The following is a 23413-nucleotide window of genomic DNA, read 5'->3' as shown; positions in this document are numbered from 1 at the left end:
TAAGGAGGATGTTCATGTCATCCATATCCGCTTGTTTATTTGATCTTGACGGCGTTCTGGTGGATACCGCCAAGTACCACTACATTGCCTGGAAGCGTCTTGCCGGGGAACTCGGCTTTGAATTCACGGAGCAGGACAATGAACGCCTGAAGGGAGTAAGCCGCATGGCCTCCCTCGATATACTGCTCGAGGTTGGCGGAGTGACGCTGGATGAAAGCGCGAAGCTGGCACTGGCCGAGAAGAAGAACGCCTGGTATGTCGAGTATATTTCCAACATGGATGAATCTGAGATTTTGCCTGGAGCCCTCGAATTTATCCAAGCGCTAAAGGACCGCGGCATCAAGGTTGCGCTGGGCTCTGCCAGCAAAAACGCGATGCTGATCCTGAACAATACCGGCCTCACGCCTTACTTCGACGCCATTATCGATGGAACGAAGACTGCCCAAGCGAAACCGGATCCAGAGGTATTTACGATGGGCGCTCATGAGCTTGGCGCCCGGCCTGACGCCTGCGTCGTATTCGAGGATGCCGAAGCCGGTATCGAAGCTGCCACGCGCGCGGGCATGCGCAGCGTCGGCATCGGTTCGCCTGAAACCTTGGGGCGGGCCAACATCGTTCTTCCCTCCCTGGAAGGATTCACAGTGGATCGTCTACAGGAGTTGTAAGCGAATGCGTACACATGCTTACGGCATCCAGTAGTTTCATCCCATATAGATCTGCAACCATTTTTCCTAAAAACAAAGGAGCCGATGATTGTGAAACAATATTTAAAGCTTGATGAATGGTCAATTATTGAGGAGGGCTTTGATCCTCACACGCATGAGATCTCGGAGAGTATCTTCAGTATCGGGAACGGATTTATGGGCCAGCGCGCCAACTTCGAGGAATCCTACAGCGGCTCCTCCCTGCAGGGCAGTTATATGGCCGGTGTGTATTATCCGGATAAAACCCGTGTAGGCTGGTGGAAGAACGGTTATCCTGAATATTTTGCCAAAGTGCTGAACAGCACCAATTGGATTGGCATCGGCATTGAAATCGACGGCGCGCCGCTTGATCTGGCCCAATGCACGGTGAAGGATTTTGTGCGTGAGTTGAATATGAAGGAAGGCTTCCTCTCCCGCAGCTTCACTGCTGTCATGGAAGACGGCAAAGAGCTCAAGGTTGAAGCTGTTCGTTTTGTCAGCATTGTACGCCACGAGATCGGCGCCATTCGATATGCCGTAACTCCGCTCAATTTCGCTGGAGAGCTTACGATAACGCCATATCTCGATGGCGATGTGAAGAACAAGGACTCCAACTATGACGAGAAATTCTGGCTAGAGGTATTCAAGGAAGCGGCGCAAGGTTCTGCTGCGTTGACCGTGAAGACCAAAAAACTCGATTTCCACGTAACCTCTGTCATGTCTTATACCATTTTAAAGAACGGCGAGAAGCTGGAACTTCAAGCCGAACTGGTGGAGAAAGAGAAATATGCGGGGAACCGCGTAAGCGTGCCGGTATCTGAAGGCGAAGCCATCACCATCTATAAATATGTCGCTAACGTTACTTCCCGCAATTATGGATTCGGCGAATTGGTGGATGCTGCACGTACTGTGCTGGAGCCGGCGGTGCGGACCGGATTCGAGATGCTGCTGAAGGAGCAGGCGGATGCTTGGGGCGACAAATGGAAGGAAAGCGATATCGTCATTGAAGGCGATGTGGCGGCCCAGCAAGCGATCCGCTTCAACATCTTCCAGCTGAACCAAACCTACAGCGGCGAAGACGACCGTCTGAACATCGGGCCGAAGGGCTTCACCGGGGAAAAATACGGCGGCAGCACCTACTGGGATACCGAGGCTTATTGCCTGCCGTTCTACCTGAGCACCGCGGACGCCAGCATTTCGCGCAACCTGCTGATCTATCGTTATAAGCACCTGGAAAAAGCGAAGGAAAACGCCAAGAAGCTCGGCTTTACCAAAGGCGCCCTCTATCCTATGGTGACGATGAACGGCGAGGAATGCCATAACGAGTGGGAAATTACGTTTGAAGAAATCCACCGTAACGGCGCTATTGCCTATGCCATCTATAACTATGTAAACTATACCGGCGACTTCTCTTACCTCGGCCAATACGGTCTGGAAGTGCTCGTCGAAATTTCCCGCTTCTGGGAAGAGCGCGTGAATTACGTGCCGGCGAAGGATCAGTATATGATGCTTGGGGTCACCGGCCCGAACGAGTACGAGAACAACGTCAACAACAACTGGTATACTAACCGCATTGCCAGTTGGACGATGGAATACACGCTTGACGTGCTCGAATATTTGAAAGAGAACGAGAATTCCCGCTATGCCGAGCTTACGGCGAAGCTGGGGCTGCAGGATGTCGAAACGACCAAATGGCAGGATATCATCAGCAAAATGTACTACCCGGTAGATGATGAGCTCGGCGTATTCCTGCAGCAGGACGGGTTCCTCAACAAGGAGCTTGTTCCGGTGAAGGAATTGGATCCAGCCCACCTGCCCCTGAATCAGAACTGGTCCTGGGACCGCATTCTACGTTCGGTATACATTAAGCAGGCTGACGTGCTGCAAGGATTGTTCTTCCTTGGCGACCAGTACGACTTGGCTACGAAAAAACGCAACTTCGACTTTTATGAACCGTTCACGGTACACGAGTCCTCCCTTTCGCCATGCGTACACTCCATTCTCGCCTGCGAGCTTGGGTACCAGGAGAAGGCGTACGAGATGTACCTCCGTACAGCTCGCCTGGATCTGGACAACTACAACAACGATACCGAGGACGGCTGTCATACAACCAGTATGGCGGGTACCTGGATGTCCGTTGTGCATGGGTTCGGCGGCTTGCGCGTGAAGGACGGCGTATTGCATTTGAATCCATTCATTCCAGGTCACTGGTCTTCCTTCTCCTTCAAGGTGATGTTCCGCGGATCCCGCCTGAAGGTCAACGTAAAAGGAAAGGAAACCATCATCGTGAACGAAACGGATACGCCGGCTGTCCTGAACGTGAATGGCAAGGAATACAGCATCGACGGATTGGGAGAGGTAAAAGCCGCAAGATAACAAGCATGCGTCTTCAAATGCACCAACTTATATAAAAACAAGAGCCCTGGATAACTTTCCAGGGCTCTTGTTTTTACAGAAAATGGGCTCCTTCAGGCATCATTACTCATTCAGAAGGACCTGTCTTCACCATGCCTAGCATCTGTATTGTCCGAACTCAGCCGAAGGCTGCGGCAATCAGATGTGAAAGCTCCGCATCAAGATGGCGGGGAAATACCGATTATGTATGCTATGAATAGATGAGCTGAGAATGGGGATCACGCGGAGGTCGTTCAGATGGCTTCCCAAACAAATACCCCTGTGCGAGCTCGATCCCGATATCTCGGCAAAAATGAAACTCCTCCCGTCTCTCAATGCCTTCAGCCAGCACCATCGCCCCAAAATCATGAGCCATGTTCGTGATCATTTCGAGCTGCTTCTGCTGGGCGGGATTACGATCGCAATGGTCGATCAGACTTCGGTCGATCTTTACATAATCCGGCTTAAGCTTAATCATCTGCTCCAATGTGGAATAACCTGCACCAACGTCATCCATGGCTACCGAGATTCCATGACTGCGATACACCTCGAAAATCGATTGCAAATGCTCAACATCATCAATCTTCTCGGTTTCCACAACCTCAAATACGAAATCCCTCGGATCCAGATGGAGCCTGTCAATGGTATTAAACGTGTGGCTTAGACACATCTGCGCATCATATATGGAGGATGGCAGGAAGTTCACGAATCGCTTCACGCCGATAGGAAGCCACTCGGCACTGGTCTCAATGGCGCTGGTTCGTGCTGCCCGGTCCAGGAAAGCATGCAATCCGGTTTTACGGGCTGTCTCAAACAGCTCATACGGCTGGAAGCTGGCTCCCCACTCTACCGGACGAAGGAGAAATTCGTAGGCAACGATCTGCTCGGATGAATCCACGATGGGCTGCATGTAGCTCGTAAACTGCTTATGTAAAATGATACTTACCATATCGTAATGCTCCATCTGCAGTTCGAACTTTTGCATAGGGGTCCACGAATGCCGGATTTGCGGAGTTTCTCCACGGGTAACACAGAAGAACAGCTCTTGACGAATCTTCAGCGGAAGGGGCTGCAGACACTTCATCATGGAGATCAGGTCCGCACGTACCTTGTAGTTCACAGCACAACCCTCATTGTTTTCATGTACCGTGTAGCCGTTCACTGCCAGCAACTGAATAAGCTCGCCACTTGCAGGCTTCATATGAATGGTCCCCTGGTCCTCAATCGGTTCAAAGGTGCTGCAATTGTCGCAAATCATGTTCGTCCTCCTTGGCAAGCTAGCTCTCACTATGCTTCTTATCGGCATTTTGAATATGATTTCTTTGCATTTTATGGATTTTATATCGAAGTTATGACCTATTTTAGGAGAAATGCGCAAGATTCGTGCAATGATTGCGCCAAATTCTACAAAAATCGACTTATATTGCTTTTAACAACCCATTGTCGATACTATCGTCATACATTCTTCTACTCAACCTTTTGATCTAAAAGCTGCAGCAGCATCGTCCGCTCCACATCAAAATGCCAAGGGGCGTTCCGTTCCTTTGCCGCATACATCGCTGCATCCGCGCGGCCAATCAGCTCCTGGTCATTTCTGGCATGATCCGGGTAAACCGCAATGCCGATACTCGGCGTGGTTCGAACCTCATGTCCTTCCAGCTCGTACGGCTCGCTAAGCATCGTCCAAATCTCCTCCGCCATCCAGATCAGCTCCTGATCTTCGCCGGCTGGATGGATCATGACGGTGAATTCGTCTCCTCCTAATCGGGAAACCAAGATTCCCTTTGATTCGAGAGTTTGAAGCCGGTCTGCAACCTTTCGTATCAACAAATCGCCGGCACGGTGGCCGTATCGGTCATTGACTCGTTTGAAACGGTTCATATCCATATACAGCAAGCCTACGCGGGAACCTTTGCGGTCCGCCTCCTTCAGCGAACTCGACAGCCTTGCATTAAAATAGCGGCGATTATACAGCCCCGTAAGATCATCGCGATGTGCCAGGGATTCACTCTGCATCAGACTTTCATGCAGTCGGGCAAACAAACGGTCGTTCTCGAACTGAATCAAAATCTGCCTGAACAAAATCAGGATAACGCACAGGGATAGGCCGGTAAACAGTCCATTCCACCCTCCAAAACGCTGCGCCATAAGGGCAAACATCCCGCCAAGCACGCTGTAGGGAAGCAGGTACCTTACGATCAGGTTTCCGATCGAACGCGGCTCCCGCTCGCCAACAGAGGGCTTACGGGAAGCAGGGGCAGACTGCCCACCTGCGAAACTAATAAAAAATACCGATAATGAATAGAGTGGATACAGGTAGGGACGTGCCTCGATACCCATAAGATCAACAAGATAGATGTATAGAACATCTCCTGCAATATAAGTACTCCCGCCAAGACATAACAGAATGGCCGACCATTTCCTTAACTGTCCGGTATTAAAATACAACACCAGCGTAAAAAAAATAAGTACCATGGCGCACAGCGGATACAGCATGTCCACCCAAATGTTTCCCCATACTGCCTCATGGGCCAGACCCTCAAGCTCAGGTTTGATGAAATACTCCCATCCTACCGTCATGACCGTTATGCCAACAATCACGATGTCCAGCATAAACCGGAGCCCCCGAAACGAACCCTGTACATGCCGGAATAAATAAATGAGAGAACTTGCGAACAGGATGAGTTCGAGCCCCCAGAAGAAATGGGTTAGAGCCGGATAGAAAGCGCTCTCTTTTCCAAACCAAACATGACATGCGTGAATGATTCGGGCCGCTGCATCCCCCATCAATCCGAGACTCACAATAAACCAAAACCTGCGAAGATAAACCTCATAGCGCCGACTAATCCGCATTAAATAAACGGAGGCAGCTGCAGGAGGAATAATGACTAGAACACGCTGAAGCGATAAAGCGTCAGGCATCCACAGAGCGATCATGATCTGAATGAATGCATATATCATGGCGAGTCGAATCCACAGATGATCTGCTGGAGTTGGACTCATAAGCATTCCTCCTCGGCCAAAAGGTAAGCTTTTTTCAACACTTGTTTGTTAGGTCTTTCGAATTAATACTTCTAGTTCTCATGATACTTTTTACCCACCCAAAAGTAAAGATGAGGAAATGAAAGAAAAACCACGGATTCTACTCTATGAAACCCGTAACGCTCCGAAAAGTTACCGCCTTCAAGACCTACTTGACGTATAGGAATTATGTGATAATATTTCATTCATATCTCATATGAATCGGAAAGGGTGTTTAGCCTTGTCACAGAAACGATTGGATCATGTCGGCATTGTCGTCCGGGACCTTGAAACCACGATCGCCTTTTACACCGCCGTCGTCGGACTTGAACTGAAGGATCGCCTCACCCATACCAATGGCGTCATCCAGCTGGCATTCCTCGGATTTAACGGCAGCAACGAAACGGAGGTCGAGCTTATTCAGGGTTACAGCGACACGCTGCCCGCAGAAGGGACCGTTCATCATTTTGCCGTCAGCACGGATAACATCGAAGAGGAATATGCTCGTATTCAGGGACTGGACGTGCCTCACTTGGATGAGGAAATCGTGACGCTCCCGAATGGGTATCGCTATTTCTTCGTTCACGGTCCCGAAGGGGAGTGGATTGAGTTTTTCCAGCGCTAAACCTCTTACGTACGGTAGAAGCCTTATTCAAATCCTTTATCTTGTGAAAGGTTCATAGCTCCATTCATTCTTCCAATTGCATACGTGTTCTAAACCAAGACCTGCCTCGTTCGTGCCCCTTCGAACTAGACAGGTCTGGTGTGTTAGGACTATAATAGCGGATGTAATGATCGAAACTTCATAAATACCGGGGGAGCTGGAATTTGGCCGGCTGAGAGTGTATCCGATATGATACTGACCCTTACACCTGATCTGGGTAATGCCAGCGTAGGAAGCCCATGTTTGCGGCAGCTTTTCATTTGCCGTGGTATACACTTACGCCGTCATGCGTCCTGATATCATCAGGGCGCTTTTTTTGTGGAGTTAACGAGGTTATAGAAAGAGAATTCAAAGGAGAGAAGAAACGATGAAGAAGGGAACATGGATTCCGCTGCTTCTTGCTTGCGTCCTGCTGATGGTTGCGTCTGGATGCGGCACAAGCGGACAGAACAAGAAGACAGGTGCCGAAGGCGAAGACAGTCAGACTCCCGGGAAACTCCGTGACGTACAGCTGATGCTCGATTGGTCCGCCAATACGAATCACACCGGCCTGTATGCAGCGAAGGAGCTTGGGTATTATGAGGAAGAAGGGCTTAATGTCCAGATCGTCCAGCCGGGAGCAGGCGGAACGGATACGCTGGTCGCATCCGGAAACGTGCCGTTCGGCATCAGCTATCAGGAAGGCGTAACGCTGGCCAGAACGCAAGGATTGCCGCTCGTTTCCATTGCAGCGATCATTCAGCATAATACATCCGGCTTTGCCGCCCCCAAGAATAAAGGCATCGTGAAGGCAGGCGATTTTGAAGGAAAATCCTATGGAGGCTGGGGCTCGCCTGTGGAGGAGGCCGTCATGAAATCCATCATGGAGATCGATGGCGCCGATGTCAGCAAGGTGAATATGGTCAATATGGGCGATGCCGATTATTTTACGGCCGTGAAACGCGACATTGATTTTGCCTGGATCTTCTATGCTTGGACGGGGATTGAAGCCGAGCTTCGCAATGAGCCGCTTGACATGATTTATGTGAAGGACTACTCGGAGCAGCTTGATTATTACACACCGGTGATCGTAACGAACGAGAAGCAGATCCAGGAGGACCCCGAGCTTGTCAAAGCGTTCATGCGGGCGACTTCAAAAGGATATGACTATGCGATTCAACATCCTGAAGATGCGGCAGCCCTGCTTACGAAGGCTGTTCCTGACTTGGATGCCGAACTGGTTCTCGCCAGCCAGAAATGGCTGAGCCCCCGTTATCAGGATGATGCACCCCGCTGGGGCGAGCAGAAAGCCGAAGTATGGTCGGGGTATGCCGACTGGATGTTTGAGCGCAAGCTGCTGGAGAAGGAACTTGACGCGGACCGCGCATTTACCAATGAATTTTTACCGGAGCAGCCATAAGGTTATTTCTATTTAAGAGGAGAGACAGCAGGCCGCCTCTCTTCCATTACAATATAGCTTGCACGAAAGGATGAGTTTATATGGCGAATACACTCTTAAGCATTCAAGTAATACCGAGAACGCCAAACGGGGCCGACAGCATCCCTTATGTGGATGAAGCGATCAAGGTCATTCAGGAATCGGGCGTAAAATATGAGGTCCATGCACTCGAAACGACCATGGAAGGAGAGCTCTCCGAGCTGCTCAAGATCGTTGAGCGCATGCACGAGGCGCTGGTGAATGCGGGAAGTCCCAGCATCATATCCCAAGTCAAAATCGCGCATCATCCGACCGGTATCAGCATGGATAAGCTGACTGAGAAATACCGTCCATGAAAAGCTGGTGGAGTTCTGTTTGGCCGCCCGTTGTGGCGGTCCTCTTCTTTTTGATGGTTTGGCAGGCCGCAGTATCCGTATTCGACATTGAACCCTTTATTTTGCCTGCGCCGACGGCCATCGGGCATGAGGCCGTTACCGGAGCTTCCGGTCTCTTCCAGCATACAGCGGCCACCCTGCAATTAACCCTGATCGGATTTATGATCGGCACGGCGATCGGTCTTGTCATCTCGCTGGCTCTGCACATGGTGCCTTTTCTCAAAACCGCCCTTTATCCGCTTCTTATTCTTAGCCAGAATGTGCCGACCATCGCCCTTGCCCCGCTTCTCATGATTTGGTTCGGCTTCGGCATGCTGCCCAAGGTTATCGTGATTACGCTGGTCTGCTTCTTCCCTGTCGCTGTTGCGGCCCTGGACGGACTCGCCCGTACTGACCGCACCATGATGAATTATATGCAGATGGCGGGGGCTACCTCGTGGCAAATTTTCACCAAGCTGGAGCTGCCGCATGCCCTTCCCTCCATCTTCTCCGGGATTCGCATTGCGGCCACCTATTCGGTCATGGGGGCGGTGATCGGGGAATGGATCGGCTCGGACCGGGGTATCGGCTACTACATGATGCTGCAAAAATCCGGCTACCGCACGGACCGGGTGTTTGTTGCCATCCTGGTCATCGTCCTGCTCAGCCTGCTGATGGTGCTGCTGATCACCCTGCTGGAGAAGCGGCTGATCCGCTGGAATCGAAAAGGTTAAAACCATTGTGAATGGACATTTTCCAACAGATATAAAAGGAGGCTGTTTTGCGATATGACACATCAAGTATCCCTGTCGGATCATGACAGGCTTGGCCGATCCTCTGCAGCGGTCCCGCCAGCGCCTGCCCTTGAGGTTCGCAGCCTTCGAAAAACCTTCCGCGAACGGCGCAGCGAAGTGCATGTGCTGGATGATCTTTCGCTCCAGGTGCAGCCCGGGGAATTCGTCTCCTTGATTGGTCCTTCAGGCAGCGGAAAGAGCACGCTCTTCCATATCATCGGGGGGTTAACGGCTCCGGATGCGGGCTCCGTTCTCATGGATGGTCAGGACGTGACCGGGGAAAAAGGCCGCATCGCCTATATGCCTCAACAGCCGGCACTCTTCCCTTGGCGTACGGTGGAGGACAACGTGCTTCTTCCCGAGGAGCTGAGGGGCACCTCGAAAGCCGCTGCCAGGGAACATGCCCGCAGCTGGATGGAACGGGCCGGACTCTCCGGCTTCGAAAAAGCGTATCCGCACACCCTTTCAGGCGGAATGCAGCAGCGGGCGGCTTTTCTGCGCGCACTGATGAGTCCACGGGAAGTCATGTGCCTGGACGAACCGTTCAGCGCATTGGATGCGCTGACGCGCAGCGATATGCAGCGCTGGCTGCTCGATATCTGGGAGGATACGCGCCGTTCGGTGCTGATGATCACCCATCATATCGAGGAGGCGCTGCTCCTCTCGGACAGCATCTATATCCTGTCGGCACGGCCCGGAACCATCTTGAAAAGGGTAGAAGTCCCTTTTTCCCGTCCACGCCGGGAAAATATCCTGATGGATCCGTCCTTCATTGCATTAAAAACCGAAATTTCCGCCATCATGCGGGAAGAACAGCACAAACGCTGACCGATGAAGGCCAGCGGAATACATACATCCATGATCAGCAAAATGCTTCATGGAAGCTTACAAGCGAGGTTATGTAACGATGAAATCATTCATGCAGCGTGAAGCGAATTTCCCACTGATGGACACTCATATTCATCTGGATAGTTATTCGTTATCCGATCAACAAGCGATTCTGGCGGATATCCGCCATCATGAGGTTCAATCCCTCATCTCCGTCTCCATGCATCTGGCTTCCTGCAAGCGAAACCTGGAGCTGGCCAGGCAGTACGGACCGATGGTGCGGCCAGCTTTCGGTTATCATCCGGAGCAGCCCCTCCCTTCCTCTGACGAAACCGAAGAACTGCTGGATTGGATGGCAGAGCATGCCGATGAGATGGTTGCCGTAGGAGAGGTGGGTCTCCCCTATTACGCCAGGCTGGAGGCTGAATCGGAGGGCCGTCCCTGGGATAACCGTCCTTACGCCGATCTGCTGGAGCAATTTATAGCATTTGCTAAAAAGTATCATAAACCGGTCGTTCTGCACGCTGTATATGAAGATGCGGATATCGCATGTGATTTGCTCGAAAAATACGGCGTCACTCGTGCCCATTTTCATTGGTTCAAGGGCTCACGCGACACCTTGCAGCGGATGGCGGGTAACGGATACTATATTTCCTTTACGCCTGACATCCTCTATGAGGAAGAAATTCGTGATATGGCATGTAGATATCCGGATCATCTCGTCATGACCGAAACCGATGGTCCTTGGCCGTTCGAGGGTCCGTTCACCGGACAGATGACCCATCCACGGATGACGGCTTCTGTGGCTGCGGCATGGGCTGAGCTTCAGGGGTTGTCCATATCCGAGGCCCGCAGGATTTTGTATGAGAACGCCGCGAGACTTTACGATCTATAAAAAGAATCTACATTCAGCTCAAGTCGGTTGTTTAGGCAATCGGCTTGTTCTCTTTAAGAAATCGGTTATATTGATTAATCAACTCATCGAGCACGATTGATTGTCTGAGGACTTTGGGATGATTAAAATCACGATACCGCTGCTTCATCTTATGAAGCTTATGCCGTTCTTGCTCGATATTAAACTTTATGCCTTCCTTCGTTTCCATGACTTTATATCCTCCCCTCATGTAATATTTTATGCTTTAATGTAAAATTATAGGATGTTTAATATTAGACATCAGAAATATAACATGGAGGGGCGATTTCTGTTATTCACGCCAAAAAACCACAATGCAAGCTGCAGCATTGTGGTTTTGGATTCCCTTATTAACGTACTTATTTAACATACTTATTTAACGTACTTCTCCTGATATGCCTTTGACATCTCGTCTGTAATTTCCTTCATCTTCGGATCACTCTTGATCGTTTCGATCAGTTTATCGTACGATTCAACCGGTTCTTTGCCCGTGATGACCATGACCCGCATATCCTCCACTTTCTTGGAAAGCTCGGGATAGTATTTGTTATAGGCTTCCGAATACAGCTCTCCCGAAGGATTCGGAACCTTGACCGTCTTTCGCTCTGTGACGATCTCTACGTTCCGCTCGTATACTTCATCCGGCATCCCTACCGCGCTGATGGCCATATCGTCGCTGACGAGGTGAATCATATTGTTCAAGTTGCCGTCACCCGTCTTATCTACAGCGGCCTGCGGGGTTGCAACCTTCTTCCCGTTCTCCACATTGTAATGGACACCTTCGATTCCGTAGGTCAGCATTTCATTGCCTTCTTGACTATAACCGTAATCGAAAAACTCGAGGATTTTCTTCACTTTCGCCTCCGGCACTTTCTTCGGAATCAGGTACACGCCGTAGTACGGCGATCCTGAAGGCGTATACTTCACCCCGTTAGCATTCTCCAAGTAAGCAAGCGGCATCAGATCCGCCTTGGGATCAACGCCTTTCACGGCTTCGCCGGTCACCCAGGCATGGTTCATGGACATGCCCCCTACCCCTGCCTTGGCGCTTCGCATCGTATCCATCACCTGCGAGAACTTCATGATTGCGAAGTCTTTGGGGAACAAGCCCTCGTCATAAGCCTTTTTGATCCACAACATGGCCTCCCTTGACTCGTCCGATGTCATAATCGGAGTCAGGGTAATATCGGGTTGAAGCTTCCAGGACCCTTGCGTTTCATTAAATATATTATAAATATAAGCGAGGGCCCCCGGATTTGCGGCATATGGAATCTCATCGGCCTGTCCGTTACCATTCGGATCCTGTTCTTTAAAAGCCTTTAACACGTTATGGAACTCATCCAGCGTTTTGGGTGTTTCCAGCTGTAGGGCATCCAGCCAGTCTTTGCGGATCATCGGGAACACGCCTCCGCCATAGCTCGGATAATAACGAGGAATGACGATGTTCTTGCCATCCATCTTGGTGATTTCCCACATTTCCTTCAGTTCTTCGCGGTTCAAATTCGGGTAGTCTTTAAGAAACGGCGTCAGATCCCAGAAGACTCCCTGCTTCAGCATTTTCTGCAGCTGCGGGTTCTGCATCGTTTCCACGAAAGTAACCTCTGGAAGATCGCCGGATGCCAGCATGACATTGATCTTCTCTTCGGCCGTGGACGGCGACAGCCACGTAATATTCAGCTTGGTGTTGGTGCGTTTCTCAAGCTCTTTCCATAGTGCATTGGTATTGTCTATGAATTCGGTGGCATAATTCAGGGTCTGTATCGTAATGCTTGTAGGTTCACTGCTGTCTGTTCCGCCTTCGTTATCGCCAGGTGCACTTCCTTCTCGGCTGCCGCATGCGCTTAGCAAGAGCGAACTTGCCAAGAGCAGCACCCCCGACATTTTTAAAAACGACTTGCCCGGCTTTGTTTCCATTTTTCTCATAATTAGACCTCCCTTATAATGATACATCTCGCCTGACTGATCATGATGGCAGATAGACCGTATATCGATTCATTCCTTGACAGAGCCTACCATCGCTCCTTTGGCGAAGTGCTTCTGCAGGAATGGATACACTAACATGATAGGAACGGTTGCAATAACGACCGCCGCCATCTTCAACGTTTCCGTCGGGACGGGCCGGTTCACTTGGAAGGCAAAGCCTCCGCCGCTTCCCGATCCCATTGTCGTCGGATCCACAAGCATATTTTGGAGCAGCACTTGCAGCGGCCACATCTTCTGGTCGTTAATAAACATCAGTGCGTTGAAGTACGTATTCCAATAGCCGACCGCAAAGAACAATCCGAAAGCCACCAGCGCCGGCAGCGACAACGGCAGAATGATTCGCCAGAACACGCCGATATCATTGGAGCCGTCAATCATCGCGGCTTCCTCCAGACTGTCCGGAATGCTGTCGAAGAATCCCTTCATGAGCAGCACATACCATGCGCTGGTCAAGCTGGGCAGGATCAGCGACCAGACGCTGTCAATGAGTCCCACATTTCGGACGACCAGATACAGCGGAACCAGCCCCGGCGTGAAGAGAAAGGTGATTAACACCATAATCATGATCGCCTTGCGAAACCGAAGGCGTTTGCGGGACACCGCGTAAGCCATGCCCCCGGTAACGAGCAGACTGAGCAGCGTGCCGACCGTAGCCAGGAACACGCTCACGGAAATCGAGGTGACAAACAATCCGTTGGAGAGCAAATGCTTATAAGCATCCAGCGTCCAAACCCGCGGCCATAATATCAAGCTTCGTTGATAATACTCCACCGGATCGGTAAACGACAAAATAACGGTATAATAAATCGGAAATATCGTTGCCAAACCGATGATCAGCAGCAGTCCGTTATTCACAAGCCCGAACAGCCTGGTTTTCCATCCTTTCTCATGCATGTCTTACTCCTCCTTGTCTTCGCCCATCCATTAGTACAAGCTTTCTTGACCGTACCGCCTCGCCAACCGGTTGGCCGTGACCACCAGAATGACGCCGACAATCGATTTGAATAATCCGATGGCCGTACTGTAGCTGAACTCTCCCTGCCGAATCCCTACCCGGTATACATAGGTATCGAACACTTCGGCTACATTGGTAACAGGTGCATTCATCATCAGATAAATCTGTTCGAATCCCGTATCCAGAATCGTTCCCAGACGGAGGATCAACAGAATCAGGATCACGTTGCGCATCGCGGGCAGGGTAATATGCCACATCCGTCTCATACGGCCCGCACCGTCCATGACGGCTGCTTCATATAATTGCGGGTCCACTCCCGCGATGGCCGCGAGAAAGATGATGGTTCCCCAGCCGACTTCCTTCCAGATGGATTGTCCCGTCAGCATACCCCAGAAGTAGTTCGGGTTGGAGAGAATATCGATCGTCTCCCAATCCATGGAGATAAGCCACTTATTAAACAAGCCCTCCGATTGCGAAAACATAAGGTAGGTTAGCCCGTAGATCAATACCCAGGATAAAAAGTGGGGGATATACACCAGGGATTGAATGGTCCGCTTATAGAAGGAGCTTCGCACTTCATTCAGCATCAAAGATAAAATGATCGGTGCCGGGAAAAAGAAAATCAAGCTTAGAAAACTGATCGCCAGCGTATTGCGCAGCAGCATCCAGAAATCATCATTGGAGAAAAACCTGGTGAAATGCTCGAACCCAACCCAGGGGCTTCCGAACACCCCAAAGTATGGAGAATACTCCTGGAAGGCAATCACGAGATTCGTAATCGGAATATATTTGAAAATGATAAAAAAGATCAGTCCCGGCAAGGCCAGCACGTACAAATACTTGTCGCGCACAACATCCGACCATATCCGCCCCCACTTCGTTTTGGATTTCACGCTTATGGGGGGGCTCCCGTTTCCTTTTGCCGACTGAACGGTTTCTTGTGCTTTCATCGATACTCCCTCACTTTCAGCCTTGTCATCTCGTTCAACATACCGTTCACGGAATGTAGTCCTAATGTAAACGGTTGCAACATTCCCTGCAATTCCACTTTTTTTCCGCCGACTCCAATCCCCTGTCCGTTCGCTGCACAACACAGGGAAATGCTTGGGTCTCTAAGGTATTGAGGAACCTTTCGTTTCCTTGCATTGCACTTTTTTTCCACGGCGAATGAACGTCCGATTCGGTTAATCGCTAACGTTGACCGACCTCAATTGGGAAGATATGATCTTTTCAACTCATCCACTCTTTCGCTATGATAGTATGTAATCATTTACCGGCTCGTTTCGATCAAGCCTTTGATTTGTTTATGCCAACAGGGGGTTAAAGTAATGAGGCAACAGAATCCTGAATCCGTTTTCAAAGGTATTATGTATTGGAGAAGCATCGCGCTTGCCGTGTTGTTAACATGCCTCCCCATCTCGGCCATAACGGCCGTTTACCTTTATGTGGGCAACCAGCATATGATTAACCAATATCAGCAGCGGAACGAGGAAGCTTTGGTTGACGCTGCGAGACAAGTAGACGAGCAATTCACCCAGTTGGTCCACTACGCCCTCAATATGGTGGTGAAACCCCATTTCAAGCCTTCCTTGTCCGATATGGACTTTGTATCGAATATCGAGGAGACAAACGAGCTGTTCAGTACGCTGAACCTGGTGGAGAATGCCGATCCCCTGGTGGATCAGGTCTATCTCTATATCAAAAAGCAAAATAAAATCATGGAGCCTGATCTCGGGCTGCGGACGCTGAATCAGGAACAGGATGCGTTAAACTTCAACAAGCTCATGGAAGGAGATACGGACATGTTCTGGGTCCATGACCTGGAGCGGCCTTTTAACAAGGACAAATCTTCCCATGCGCTTGTCATGCGACTTCCCTTCAACGGTCATACACCCTACGGCGCGATCGTCATCTATATTGATCCGTCGAAGCTGCACGTCATTCGCAATAGCGAGAATCTCTCGTTCCTGCTGGACGACCATGGTCATGTCATCGGGGAGTCGGGGATGAGCCGCAGCATGCCGAAGGCGATGAGCGCGATTCAGGAGCAGCTGAAGCTTCCCGAGAATGCCCGGAGTGCGAATTTGCGGTTGAAGGTTCCGGTCGACCAGGATGTATTGCTGGTGAATACCGTTCAATTCGAAAAGATGCAGCAAAGTTGGACCTATGTTTCAGGCACGCCGCAATCCAAGATCATTGCTCCAACGAAGCCGTACACCCATATCATTCTGATTTGCTTTGCTTTTGCGCTCGCGGCATCACTGGCTGTGAGCTGGTTTGCCTCTAAGAGCATGTATCGCCCTATTCGCAAGATGCTGAATATGATTGGGGGCGATCAGGCCAAACCGAGCTCGCGATACAATGAGCTGGATTATATTGAACACGAGTGGAAGCAGTACCGGTTCTCGCATGATACGCTGCAAAGCCAGTGGAAGCGATCCTTGCCCGCGATCAGGGAGGCTTATATCAATCAATTTTTGAGTGGACAAGCCGCCCACCTGACGGAGCCCGAATACGTGCTCAAGCTGCAGGAGATGGATCTTGACATTACCGATAAACAGTTCTCGGCCATCGTGCTTCAGCAGCATACCCACGGTGAGGATCGGACGCCGCTGACGGAAAATGACCAGCATCTTCTCACCTATGCCGCTCTGAACGTGATCCAGGAGCTGGCAGAGGACATAAGCGCATATATGCATCCCATCAACTTCTTCGACGGCTCCTTCGGCGTCATCTTGATCGTTCCGGCTTCCCATAAAGCCGATGAACAGACGCGTATGATGAGGCAGCTGTGCGATCAGGTCATGCGGGCTTTGCGCGATACACTCCGCATGTCGGCAACCATCGTATTAGGCGGACCAAGCTCAACCTGGACCGATGTTCCCCATATTCTTGAACAGGCCAAGCGGGCGCTGCATTACCGCTCCTTTGACGCGGGCAGTCAGCTGCTGGAAGCAGAAACCGTGCTTTCCCAGAAAAACGACTGGATCGACTTTCCGCTGGAATTGGAGCAGGATTTCATTCACACCTTGAATCTTGGGCTTCAAGGGGATGCGCTGCGCTCCCTAAGCCGCTTCGTAACGGCGCTTCAAGCCGGAGGAGGCTCGGAGTGGCATGTCCACCACGGCCTCATGCGGTTAATTACCAGCGTTCACCGGTCTATGCTGCAGGCTGGCTTGAATCCATACCAGGTGTACGATTTCTCCAATCTGCAGGAACAGCTGTCCCTGCTTCGGGATCCGAAGGCATGCGTGACCTGGTTCCAGAAAGAAATCATCGAACCCTACCTCGATCAGTTAACCAAGAACTTCAACAGCTCCATGAAATCGCTGGTCGAAAACGTACTGGAGCAAATCGAGCAAAACGGGATGCAAGACCTGTCCCTGGATACCATGGCCATGGAAGCCGGTGTCAGTGTATCCCAGCTGAGCAAAGCATTTAAGCAGATGACGGGCACGAATTATATAGACTACTTGACCACCGTGCGCATGAACCGCTGCAAAGAACTGCTGCTGACCACCAATCTTCGCATTCACGAGATTGCGGAAGCCGCAGGATATCAGCCTCCCTACTTCAATCGAATGTTCAAGAAGCTGGAAGGGATCACGCCCGGACAATACCGTCAGCAGGGCATCGGCAAATGACTCGGCATGTCATCCTGATCAGCAATCTCCGTATAATAGGGGCAGACTGAAAAAAGGGCTGTCCCTTGGGACAGCCCCGTTTCTGTGTTATGAGTTACGTTCAAGCTCGTACATGGCGGCACGCTTCCTATGTTATGACAACGTTCAAGCTCGTACATGGCGGCACGCTTCCTGTGTTATGACTTACGTTCAAGCGTCATACATGGCGGCACGCTTCCTATGTTATGACTTGCGTTCAAGCGTCGTACATGGCGGCACGCTTCCTATGTTATGACTTGCGTTCAAGCGTCATACATGGCGGCACGCTTCCTATGTTATGACTTACGTTCAAGCGTCGTACATGGCGGCACGCTTCCTATGTTATGACTTACGTTCAAGCGTCGTACATGGCGGCACGCTTCCTGTGTTATGACTTGTGTTCAAGCGTCATACATGGCGGCACGCTTCCTATGTTATGACTTGCGTTCAAACGTCGTACATGGCGGCACGCTTAGCGAGTTGCATATTTTAGCGGACTCAGCGGACCTTATTTTGATCAAAAGCACCATTTCTCGAATGGTGACGGACATGAGGTCCGTTATTCACCGAATATGGCCCTTATTTTTCGGATTATACGCTAATTAACGGAACGGGTGTCCGATAGATCGGCAAAAACGAGCCCATAGCGAAAATAACGGATCTGAGGTCCGATCCTGCTGCTGCCAGACCGTAACGCGTTCCGGCTTGCAGCTGGAAGCTACGGCAAACTTTCGGAACACTGCGTCCCCTACGCCACCAATCCCACGCCAGCCGGGCTTGCTACGCGGCCGGACCGTAACGCGTTCCGGCTTGCAGCTGGATGCTACGGCAAACTTTCGGAACACTGCGTCTCCCACGCCACCAATCCCACGCCAGCCGGGCTTGGTTACGCTGCCGGGCCATAACTCGTTCCGGCTTGCAGCTGGAAGCTACGGCAAACTCTCGGAACACTGCGTCCCCCACGCCACCAATCCCACGCCAGCCGGGCTTGGTTTCGGGGCCAAGCCTGGTTCCGAGGCCGGGCTTAGTTCCTAGAGCCATGCCCTCCGGAGATTCCCACAGAGCAGCCGTACCCGCTCTCTCTATTGTTTTACGAGAGCGCCGTACCCGCTTTCTCTATTCATGTCTAACGCCCCATAAAGCCCTTCCCCTTCAGAAAGTCCTTCATGTGCAGCCTTACCGGCTCTGTCAGGCGTTTAGCCATAAGCGCCGACCACGGCGTGTTGTTTTTGCCATGGGTACGCAGGGACAAGTATTCGGAAGAGGTTCGATCGTAGTTCCTCACTTCTTCTATAGCCGCACGATTGTAGCTATTGCGGTGCAAAACAGCCTCCACCGGAAGCCGCGGACGAAGCCCCGGCTCCTGATCCGGGTAGCCCAGGCACATGCCAAATACCGGATAGACCAGCTCCGGCAGTTCCAAAGCCTCGGAGAATTCGGCAATGGAGTTGCGGACCCCACCTATGTACACGATGCCAAGACCAAGCGATTCCGCAGCAATCGCGGCATTCTGCGCAGCCAAAGCGGCATCCACTGTGGCCACGATGAAATTCTCGGTCGAATCTTCATACGTCTCTTGATCAACCGCGTGCGCCTCTGCGCTTTTTTTCAAACGATACAGATCCGCGCACCACACCAGAAATACCGGGCATTCCACAATATACGCCTGATTTCCCGCTAAAGCGGCCAACCGCTGCTTCTTCTCCGGATTGGTAACGGCAATCACGCTGTATGCCTGGACGTTGCTTGAGGTTGATGCCATCTGACCTGCTGCCACAACTGTCCTTAGCTGCTCCTCGGACACGGGCCGATCCGAATATTTACGAATCGATCGATGGTTCATCAGAAGTGATATGGTATCATTCATCGGGTATCCACTCCTTAGGCTCTTAAAGAATTGTTCCATCTATTATGAAACTTCGGCTTGGGCAGTGCAAGCTTAAGACGACCAGCGACCGAAGCGCAAAAAAACCGGCTTGCTGTCGATCGCCTTCAGCAGCCGGCTCCTATTTTAGCCAAAACTCGCGGCTTTGGATTATTCCATGGAATCTTTCGTTAGGACACGATATCGTAGCCTTGCTCTTCAATCGCTTCTTTCAATGCTTCAAGGCTGACCTTGGTTTCGTCGTATTCGACGGCCACTGTATTGGATGCAAGATCAACTTTACCAGAAGCTCCCGCATTCTTCAGCGCGCCTTCCACCGAGTTCACGCAATGGTTGCAGGACATGCCTTCCACTGTCAATGTCACTTGTTTCATGTTGTCGTCCTCCTATCATATAATGTTGTACCATTTAACCTTACTATACCCCCCATAGGTATGTAAAGTTCAAGAATTTGCTCTTTTCTGCAACAGAAACACGAAAAAAGTAGGAAGATTTATCCTTTTAATCTGTTATAATGTACATAATTCATTAGATTCATACAGGAAGGGACAAGCTTTTTATCAGACCCTTACAATTTTTTCATAAAATTTGATTTTTGTTGAAGGAATTTCCAATTCGCTGTCGAACTATCTTAATTACAGAGATAATGAACTATGAAAGTAGGAATTCTATCATGGTATTTGACGGCATTATACTCGGGTTAATTGTCGGACTGATACGTGGCGGACTCCGTCATGGACTGCAGCAATTCAGTAAGATTCGTCTGAAGGGCGGCTTAATCTTCCCTATACTCCTGATTGTGCAGCTGCTGATATTCCGCTTTCAAGTGAACTCTGATTGGTTGGCAGCCGCAAGCGGCTACGTCTTTATGTTCATCTATGTTGCCGGCATGATCTTTCTCTGGATGAACCGGGATCAGAAAGGTTTTGGCAGCATCTTGGCAGGTGTCTTTCTGAATTTCCTTGTCATGGCAGTGAACGGTGGCAGAATGCCCGTTTCCATGAGCGCAGCTTCCGTGCTGGATCCCGTTTATGTGGACATGCTAATGGATGCCACAGCTACTACCAAGCACTATCTTATGGACGCTTCTACCCGCCTGTCCCTTCTTGGTGACATCATTCCATTATCTCCACCCTATCCAAGAACGCAGGTAATCAGTATCGGAGATATTATCATGAATATCGGTATATTCCTCTACATTGTCCATTTTATGACTTCCGGGAAGAATACCAATGTTCAAACCTTAATGCGCAAATCCGATACGACTGAACATGCTGAACCGCAGAATTAATCATACATCATACCACCTGGAAAGGAGGGAGAACTATGAAGAAAACTGATAAAATTAAGTATTCCCGCATCGTATTGAATGCGATCATCGTTGCTTCCGTTGTTGTCGCTCTGACTTCCGGATACAGATTGGGATAACATAAATATCTAAAAAAACAGGCTGGAATGCTCAGCCTGTTTTTTTACATCTTTTTCGTTGTTTTGCGACGCAATATATCTTAAAATGTGGAGAATACACACCATGCTTTTTTAATTGAGGAGAAACCGTTATGTCCATATTCAAGCGTCCTAAGATTTCCAGGGAACTTCCGGGACAGCTGTACTTTGTGTTCATTTCACTTATGGGCTGTATAACCTTTCTACTAGTACATCAAGGAGAATTTATATACTACTCTCCTTCACAGTGGGTATGGGTTTATGCAATGTTAGGCGCCGCCCTAATATTAAATTACTTCACCTTCCAGCTGCCGCCTGAGGGTAATTTGCAATCTATGGATTCTTCCGTTTATTTAGCTTGCATATTTATATATGGCGCCCCCTTTGCTCTTTCGGTAATCCTATTCAATACTCTAGCAACAGCACTGTATGACAGGAAGATCCCTTTTTGGAAGCATTTTGTCAACTTCTCCATATATACACTCATGATCGTTGGTTCCTCGCTTGTTTTTAAGGCTGCAGGAGGACAACCGGGCCCCATCATCAATGATCATTTTGGTGCTTATCTTGGCGCCCTGCTCGTCTATTTTATTATTAACGTGTTTCTGCTTGGATTTTATTATTACTTGTTATATCGGGGATCTTTATACGACATTCTGAAGTCCTTCATTAAAGACACCCTGCTCGTGTATTTAAGTACACTCATACTGTCGCTCGTCCTCTCCGTTCTTATCGTACATAACGGCGTATTCGGTCTCACCTTATTCATAGGCCTGAGCGTGATGCTCTCTTATTCCTTTAAACAGCTATTCACGATGTATAACGAAGTACAGGAAAAAGCAATCAAGGATCAACGGACAAGCCTGTATAATCACAGTTATTTTGAAAGCCTGCTGGAAGACGAGATCAAGAAAGCCAAGGCTAATGAGACGCCATTGTCGCTGGCTATGATCGATATCGATGATTTCAAGAAATACAACGATCAATTCGGACACCTGAAAGGGGACATGCTGCTAGGATTTCTCGGCAATTACCTCAAGGTGGAATCCGAAACGGCCGAGGTGGTGGCTTCCCGTTTCGGCGGTGAGGAATTCACGATTCTAATGCCGGGTTACGATGACAATAAGGCCCGTTCCTTCATTAACAGGCTCCGCAAAAAACTGAACGATACCTATTTTGACGGCGTCGAGATTTTCCCCTCCGGGTGTCTCTCCTTCTCTGCCGGCGTTGCGTCCTATCGGATTGATATCCATGACAAGTCACAGCTTGTCGAGCTTGCCGATCAGGCGCTGTACTATGCCAAGAAGCAGGGTAAGAATAATGTGCATGTATACGGGAGCGGCGCCGAAAAAGAATCCGAGATCGACTTCGCGGAAGATGTCCGCGATATTGAGCAGCAGCTGAAGCTGTTCTTGTATAAAGATGTAGATACGTTCAAACACTCCAAACGGGTATTCCGCTATGCCATGGACATCAGCGAAGTGCTCGGGCTTGATAGTGTGGAGCGACGCAATTTTGTACTCGGCGCACTCATTCACGATATCGGCAAGCTGGAGATTCCTTGGGGGATCTTGAACAAACGGGACAAGCTCACGGCCGGCGAATGGGAAACCGTCAAACGGCATGTCAGCTGGGGTAAACGCATTGCGGAAACGAACGAGAAATTCAAGGAACTGGTTCCTTACATCGAATTGCACCATGAAAGATATGATGGCGGCGGATATCCGCACGGCTTCAAAGGCAGCCAAATCCCCAAGCTGTGCCGGATGCTGACCATTATCGATTCCTTTGACGCGATGACAACGGAACGGCCTTACCAAAAAACGAAAACCTTCGAGGAGGGAATTGAGGAATTGCTCCGCTGCTCGGGCACGCAATTCGACCCGGAGCTTGTTGAGCTGTTTATCCGTTATTTAAGACTCAAAGCAGAAGCGCAGCAGCAGCCTGCAGCCGGTTCGGAGACGTCTTAATAAGACCTATGCCCCCTCCCGTTATCACCTCTTCATGTTTGATACTTCCCCAAATAAGGTATAAAGGTAGTATCACAACGATAAATGAGGTGAGCAACGGTGGCTGACAAGAAAAAGGATCTACCGCTTCACAACGGTCCCGGCAACATGGATCACCCTGAACAATATCCGACGGAACAAGAAAGCCTGTTCGATATGCACGAGAGCGAGCAGCATGTGGACCCCATTCCGATGGAGGACGCCAGGCTGGAGCGCCAGGAAGAGAAGCAGCGGGACGGGACGTCAAAGAATCGTTCATCCAGTAACGATAAGTATCACAGCGGCTTTTAATAGTGGGCTGACCCTGTCGCTGCAGCTTAACTTGAACTTATGGGCTCCGTTTTGGCGGAGCCTTTTTATTTCATCGTTTTTTCTTTAATATATA

The 23413-nt window shown here is 50.1% G+C and carries 21 protein-coding genes and 1 riboswitch; of the genes, 12 read left to right on the top strand and 9 right to left on the bottom strand.

The features are described from left to right. Nucleotides 1-14 precede the first annotated feature (14 nt). Together pgmB and ACETK5_RS22830 are read left to right on the top strand one after the other, a co-directional pair. Entirely contained in the window at nt 15-665 is a 651-nt protein-coding gene (pgmB, locus tag ACETK5_RS22835; protein WP_326119084.1) for a beta-phosphoglucomutase, read from the top strand. 90 nt (nt 666-755) lie between these two features. Then, entirely contained in the window at nt 756-3059 is a 2304-nt protein-coding gene (locus ACETK5_RS22830; protein ID WP_394058040.1) for a glycoside hydrolase family 65 protein, read from the top strand. A gap of 229 nt (nt 3060-3288) precedes the next feature. Here ACETK5_RS22830 and ACETK5_RS22825 read toward each other — a convergent pair whose 3' ends face one another. Further along, nucleotides 3289-4335: an EAL domain-containing protein gene (locus ACETK5_RS22825; protein ID WP_326111399.1), complete on the bottom strand. Its 1047-nt coding sequence runs from the start codon at nt 4333-4335 to the stop codon at nt 3289-3291. A 209-nt stretch (nt 4336-4544) separates the two neighbouring features. Beyond that, nucleotides 4545-6080, bottom strand: a complete 1536-nt coding sequence (locus ACETK5_RS22820) for a diguanylate cyclase domain-containing protein (protein WP_394058038.1) — start codon at nt 6078-6080, stop codon at nt 4545-4547. A gap of 259 nt (nt 6081-6339) precedes the next feature. On the opposite strand from ACETK5_RS22820, the gene ACETK5_RS22815 reads away from it, so the two are divergent. The 6 genes from ACETK5_RS22815 to ACETK5_RS22790 all read left to right on the top strand — a co-directional run bounded on the left by ACETK5_RS22815 (nt 6340) and on the right by ACETK5_RS22790 (nt 11070). Beyond that, entirely contained in the window at nt 6340-6723 is a 384-nt protein-coding gene (locus ACETK5_RS22815; protein ID WP_326119081.1) for a VOC family protein, read from the top strand. 179 nt (nt 6724-6902) lie between these two features. Further along, nucleotides 6903-7014, top strand: a riboswitch (TPP riboswitch). Between the two features lie 115 nt (nt 7015-7129). Then, nucleotides 7130-8161 (top strand): ABC transporter substrate-binding protein, encoded by a 1032-nt coding sequence (locus ACETK5_RS22810; RefSeq protein ID WP_394058036.1) that lies wholly within the window; start codon nt 7130-7132, stop codon nt 8159-8161. A gap of 80 nt (nt 8162-8241) precedes the next feature. Then, nucleotides 8242-8535 (top strand): MTH1187 family thiamine-binding protein, encoded by a 294-nt coding sequence (locus tag ACETK5_RS22805; protein ID WP_100539976.1) that lies wholly within the window; start codon nt 8242-8244, stop codon nt 8533-8535. Beyond that, nucleotides 8532-9287 carry an ABC transporter permease gene (locus ACETK5_RS22800; protein WP_100539975.1) on the top strand — a complete coding sequence of 252 codons (756 nt, stop codon included), beginning with the start codon at nt 8532-8534 and terminating at the stop codon, nt 9285-9287. The genes ACETK5_RS22805 and ACETK5_RS22800 overlap by 4 nt, the downstream gene beginning before the upstream one ends. Before the next feature lie 54 nt (nt 9288-9341). Then, nucleotides 9342-10175, top strand: a complete 834-nt coding sequence (locus tag ACETK5_RS22795; RefSeq protein WP_100539974.1) for an ABC transporter ATP-binding protein — start codon at nt 9342-9344, stop codon at nt 10173-10175. Between the two features lie 79 nt (nt 10176-10254). Continuing rightward, nucleotides 10255-11070 (top strand): TatD family hydrolase, encoded by an 816-nt coding sequence (locus ACETK5_RS22790; RefSeq protein WP_326111404.1) that lies wholly within the window; start codon nt 10255-10257, stop codon nt 11068-11070. A gap of 31 nt (nt 11071-11101) precedes the next feature. Here the strand turns inward: ACETK5_RS22790 and ACETK5_RS22785 are convergent, their stop codons facing one another. From ACETK5_RS22785 to ACETK5_RS22770, 4 genes are all read right to left on the bottom strand, one after another. Next, nucleotides 11102-11278 (bottom strand): aspartyl-phosphate phosphatase Spo0E family protein, encoded by a 177-nt coding sequence (locus ACETK5_RS22785; protein ID WP_100539973.1) that lies wholly within the window; start codon nt 11276-11278, stop codon nt 11102-11104. Between the two features lie 182 nt (nt 11279-11460). Next, nucleotides 11461-13011, bottom strand: coding sequence for an extracellular solute-binding protein (locus ACETK5_RS22780; protein ID WP_394058033.1), 1551 nt, complete (start codon nt 13009-13011; stop codon nt 11461-11463). A gap of 69 nt (nt 13012-13080) precedes the next feature. Then, nucleotides 13081-13965 carry a carbohydrate ABC transporter permease gene (locus ACETK5_RS22775; RefSeq protein WP_100539971.1) on the bottom strand — a complete coding sequence of 295 codons (885 nt, stop codon included), beginning with the start codon at nt 13963-13965 and terminating at the stop codon, nt 13081-13083. A 30-nt stretch (nt 13966-13995) separates the two neighbouring features. Then, on the bottom strand, nt 13996-14976 hold the full coding sequence (locus ACETK5_RS22770) for an ABC transporter permease (RefSeq protein ID WP_100539970.1): 981 nt from the start codon (nt 14974-14976) through the stop codon (nt 13996-13998). A 378-nt stretch (nt 14977-15354) separates the two neighbouring features. Here ACETK5_RS22770 and ACETK5_RS22765 point away from each other — a divergent pair, with 378 nt between their 5' ends. Then, on the top strand, nt 15355-17670 hold the full coding sequence (locus ACETK5_RS22765; RefSeq protein WP_326111406.1) for a helix-turn-helix domain-containing protein: 2316 nt from the start codon (nt 15355-15357) through the stop codon (nt 17668-17670). 798 nt (nt 17671-18468) lie between these two features. On the opposite strand, the gene ACETK5_RS22760 is transcribed toward ACETK5_RS22765, so the two are convergent. From ACETK5_RS22760 to ACETK5_RS22750, 3 genes are all read right to left on the bottom strand, one after another. Continuing rightward, on the bottom strand, nt 18469-18729 hold the full coding sequence (locus tag ACETK5_RS22760) for a hypothetical protein (protein ID WP_394058030.1): 261 nt from the start codon (nt 18727-18729) through the stop codon (nt 18469-18471). Nucleotides 18730-18814: 85 nt separating this feature from the next. Next, a complete protein-coding gene (gene nfsA / locus ACETK5_RS22755) occupies nt 18815-19555 on the bottom strand; it encodes an oxygen-insensitive NADPH nitroreductase (protein ID WP_394058028.1) in 741 nt (246 codons plus the stop codon). Nucleotides 19556-19743: 188 nt separating this feature from the next. Beyond that, complete coding sequence (locus tag ACETK5_RS22750) at nt 19744-19947, bottom strand: cation transporter (protein ID WP_076322308.1); 204 nt, start codon at nt 19945-19947, stop codon at nt 19744-19746. Between the two features lie 299 nt (nt 19948-20246). On the opposite strand from ACETK5_RS22750, the gene ACETK5_RS22745 reads away from it, so the two are divergent. From ACETK5_RS22745 to ACETK5_RS22735, 3 genes are all read left to right on the top strand, one after another. Beyond that, complete coding sequence (locus tag ACETK5_RS22745; protein WP_100539965.1) at nt 20247-20864, top strand: DUF5317 domain-containing protein; 618 nt, start codon at nt 20247-20249, stop codon at nt 20862-20864. 268 nt (nt 20865-21132) lie between these two features. After that, a complete protein-coding gene (locus tag ACETK5_RS22740; protein WP_100539964.1) occupies nt 21133-22989 on the top strand; it encodes a bifunctional diguanylate cyclase/phosphohydrolase in 1857 nt (618 codons plus the stop codon). Between the two features lie 99 nt (nt 22990-23088). Then, nucleotides 23089-23319 carry a hypothetical protein gene (locus tag ACETK5_RS22735; protein WP_100539963.1) on the top strand — a complete coding sequence of 77 codons (231 nt, stop codon included), beginning with the start codon at nt 23089-23091 and terminating at the stop codon, nt 23317-23319. The last annotated feature ends 94 nt before the right edge of the window (nt 23320-23413 follow it).

It is taken from the genome of Paenibacillus ilasis, assembly GCF_043195395.1.
Taxonomy (GTDB): domain Bacteria; phylum Bacillota; class Bacilli; order Paenibacillales; family Paenibacillaceae; genus Paenibacillus_AQ; species Paenibacillus_AQ lautus.
Note: the sequence above shows the minus strand (reverse complement) of the source record. Positions and strands in the feature narration are given on the sequence as shown.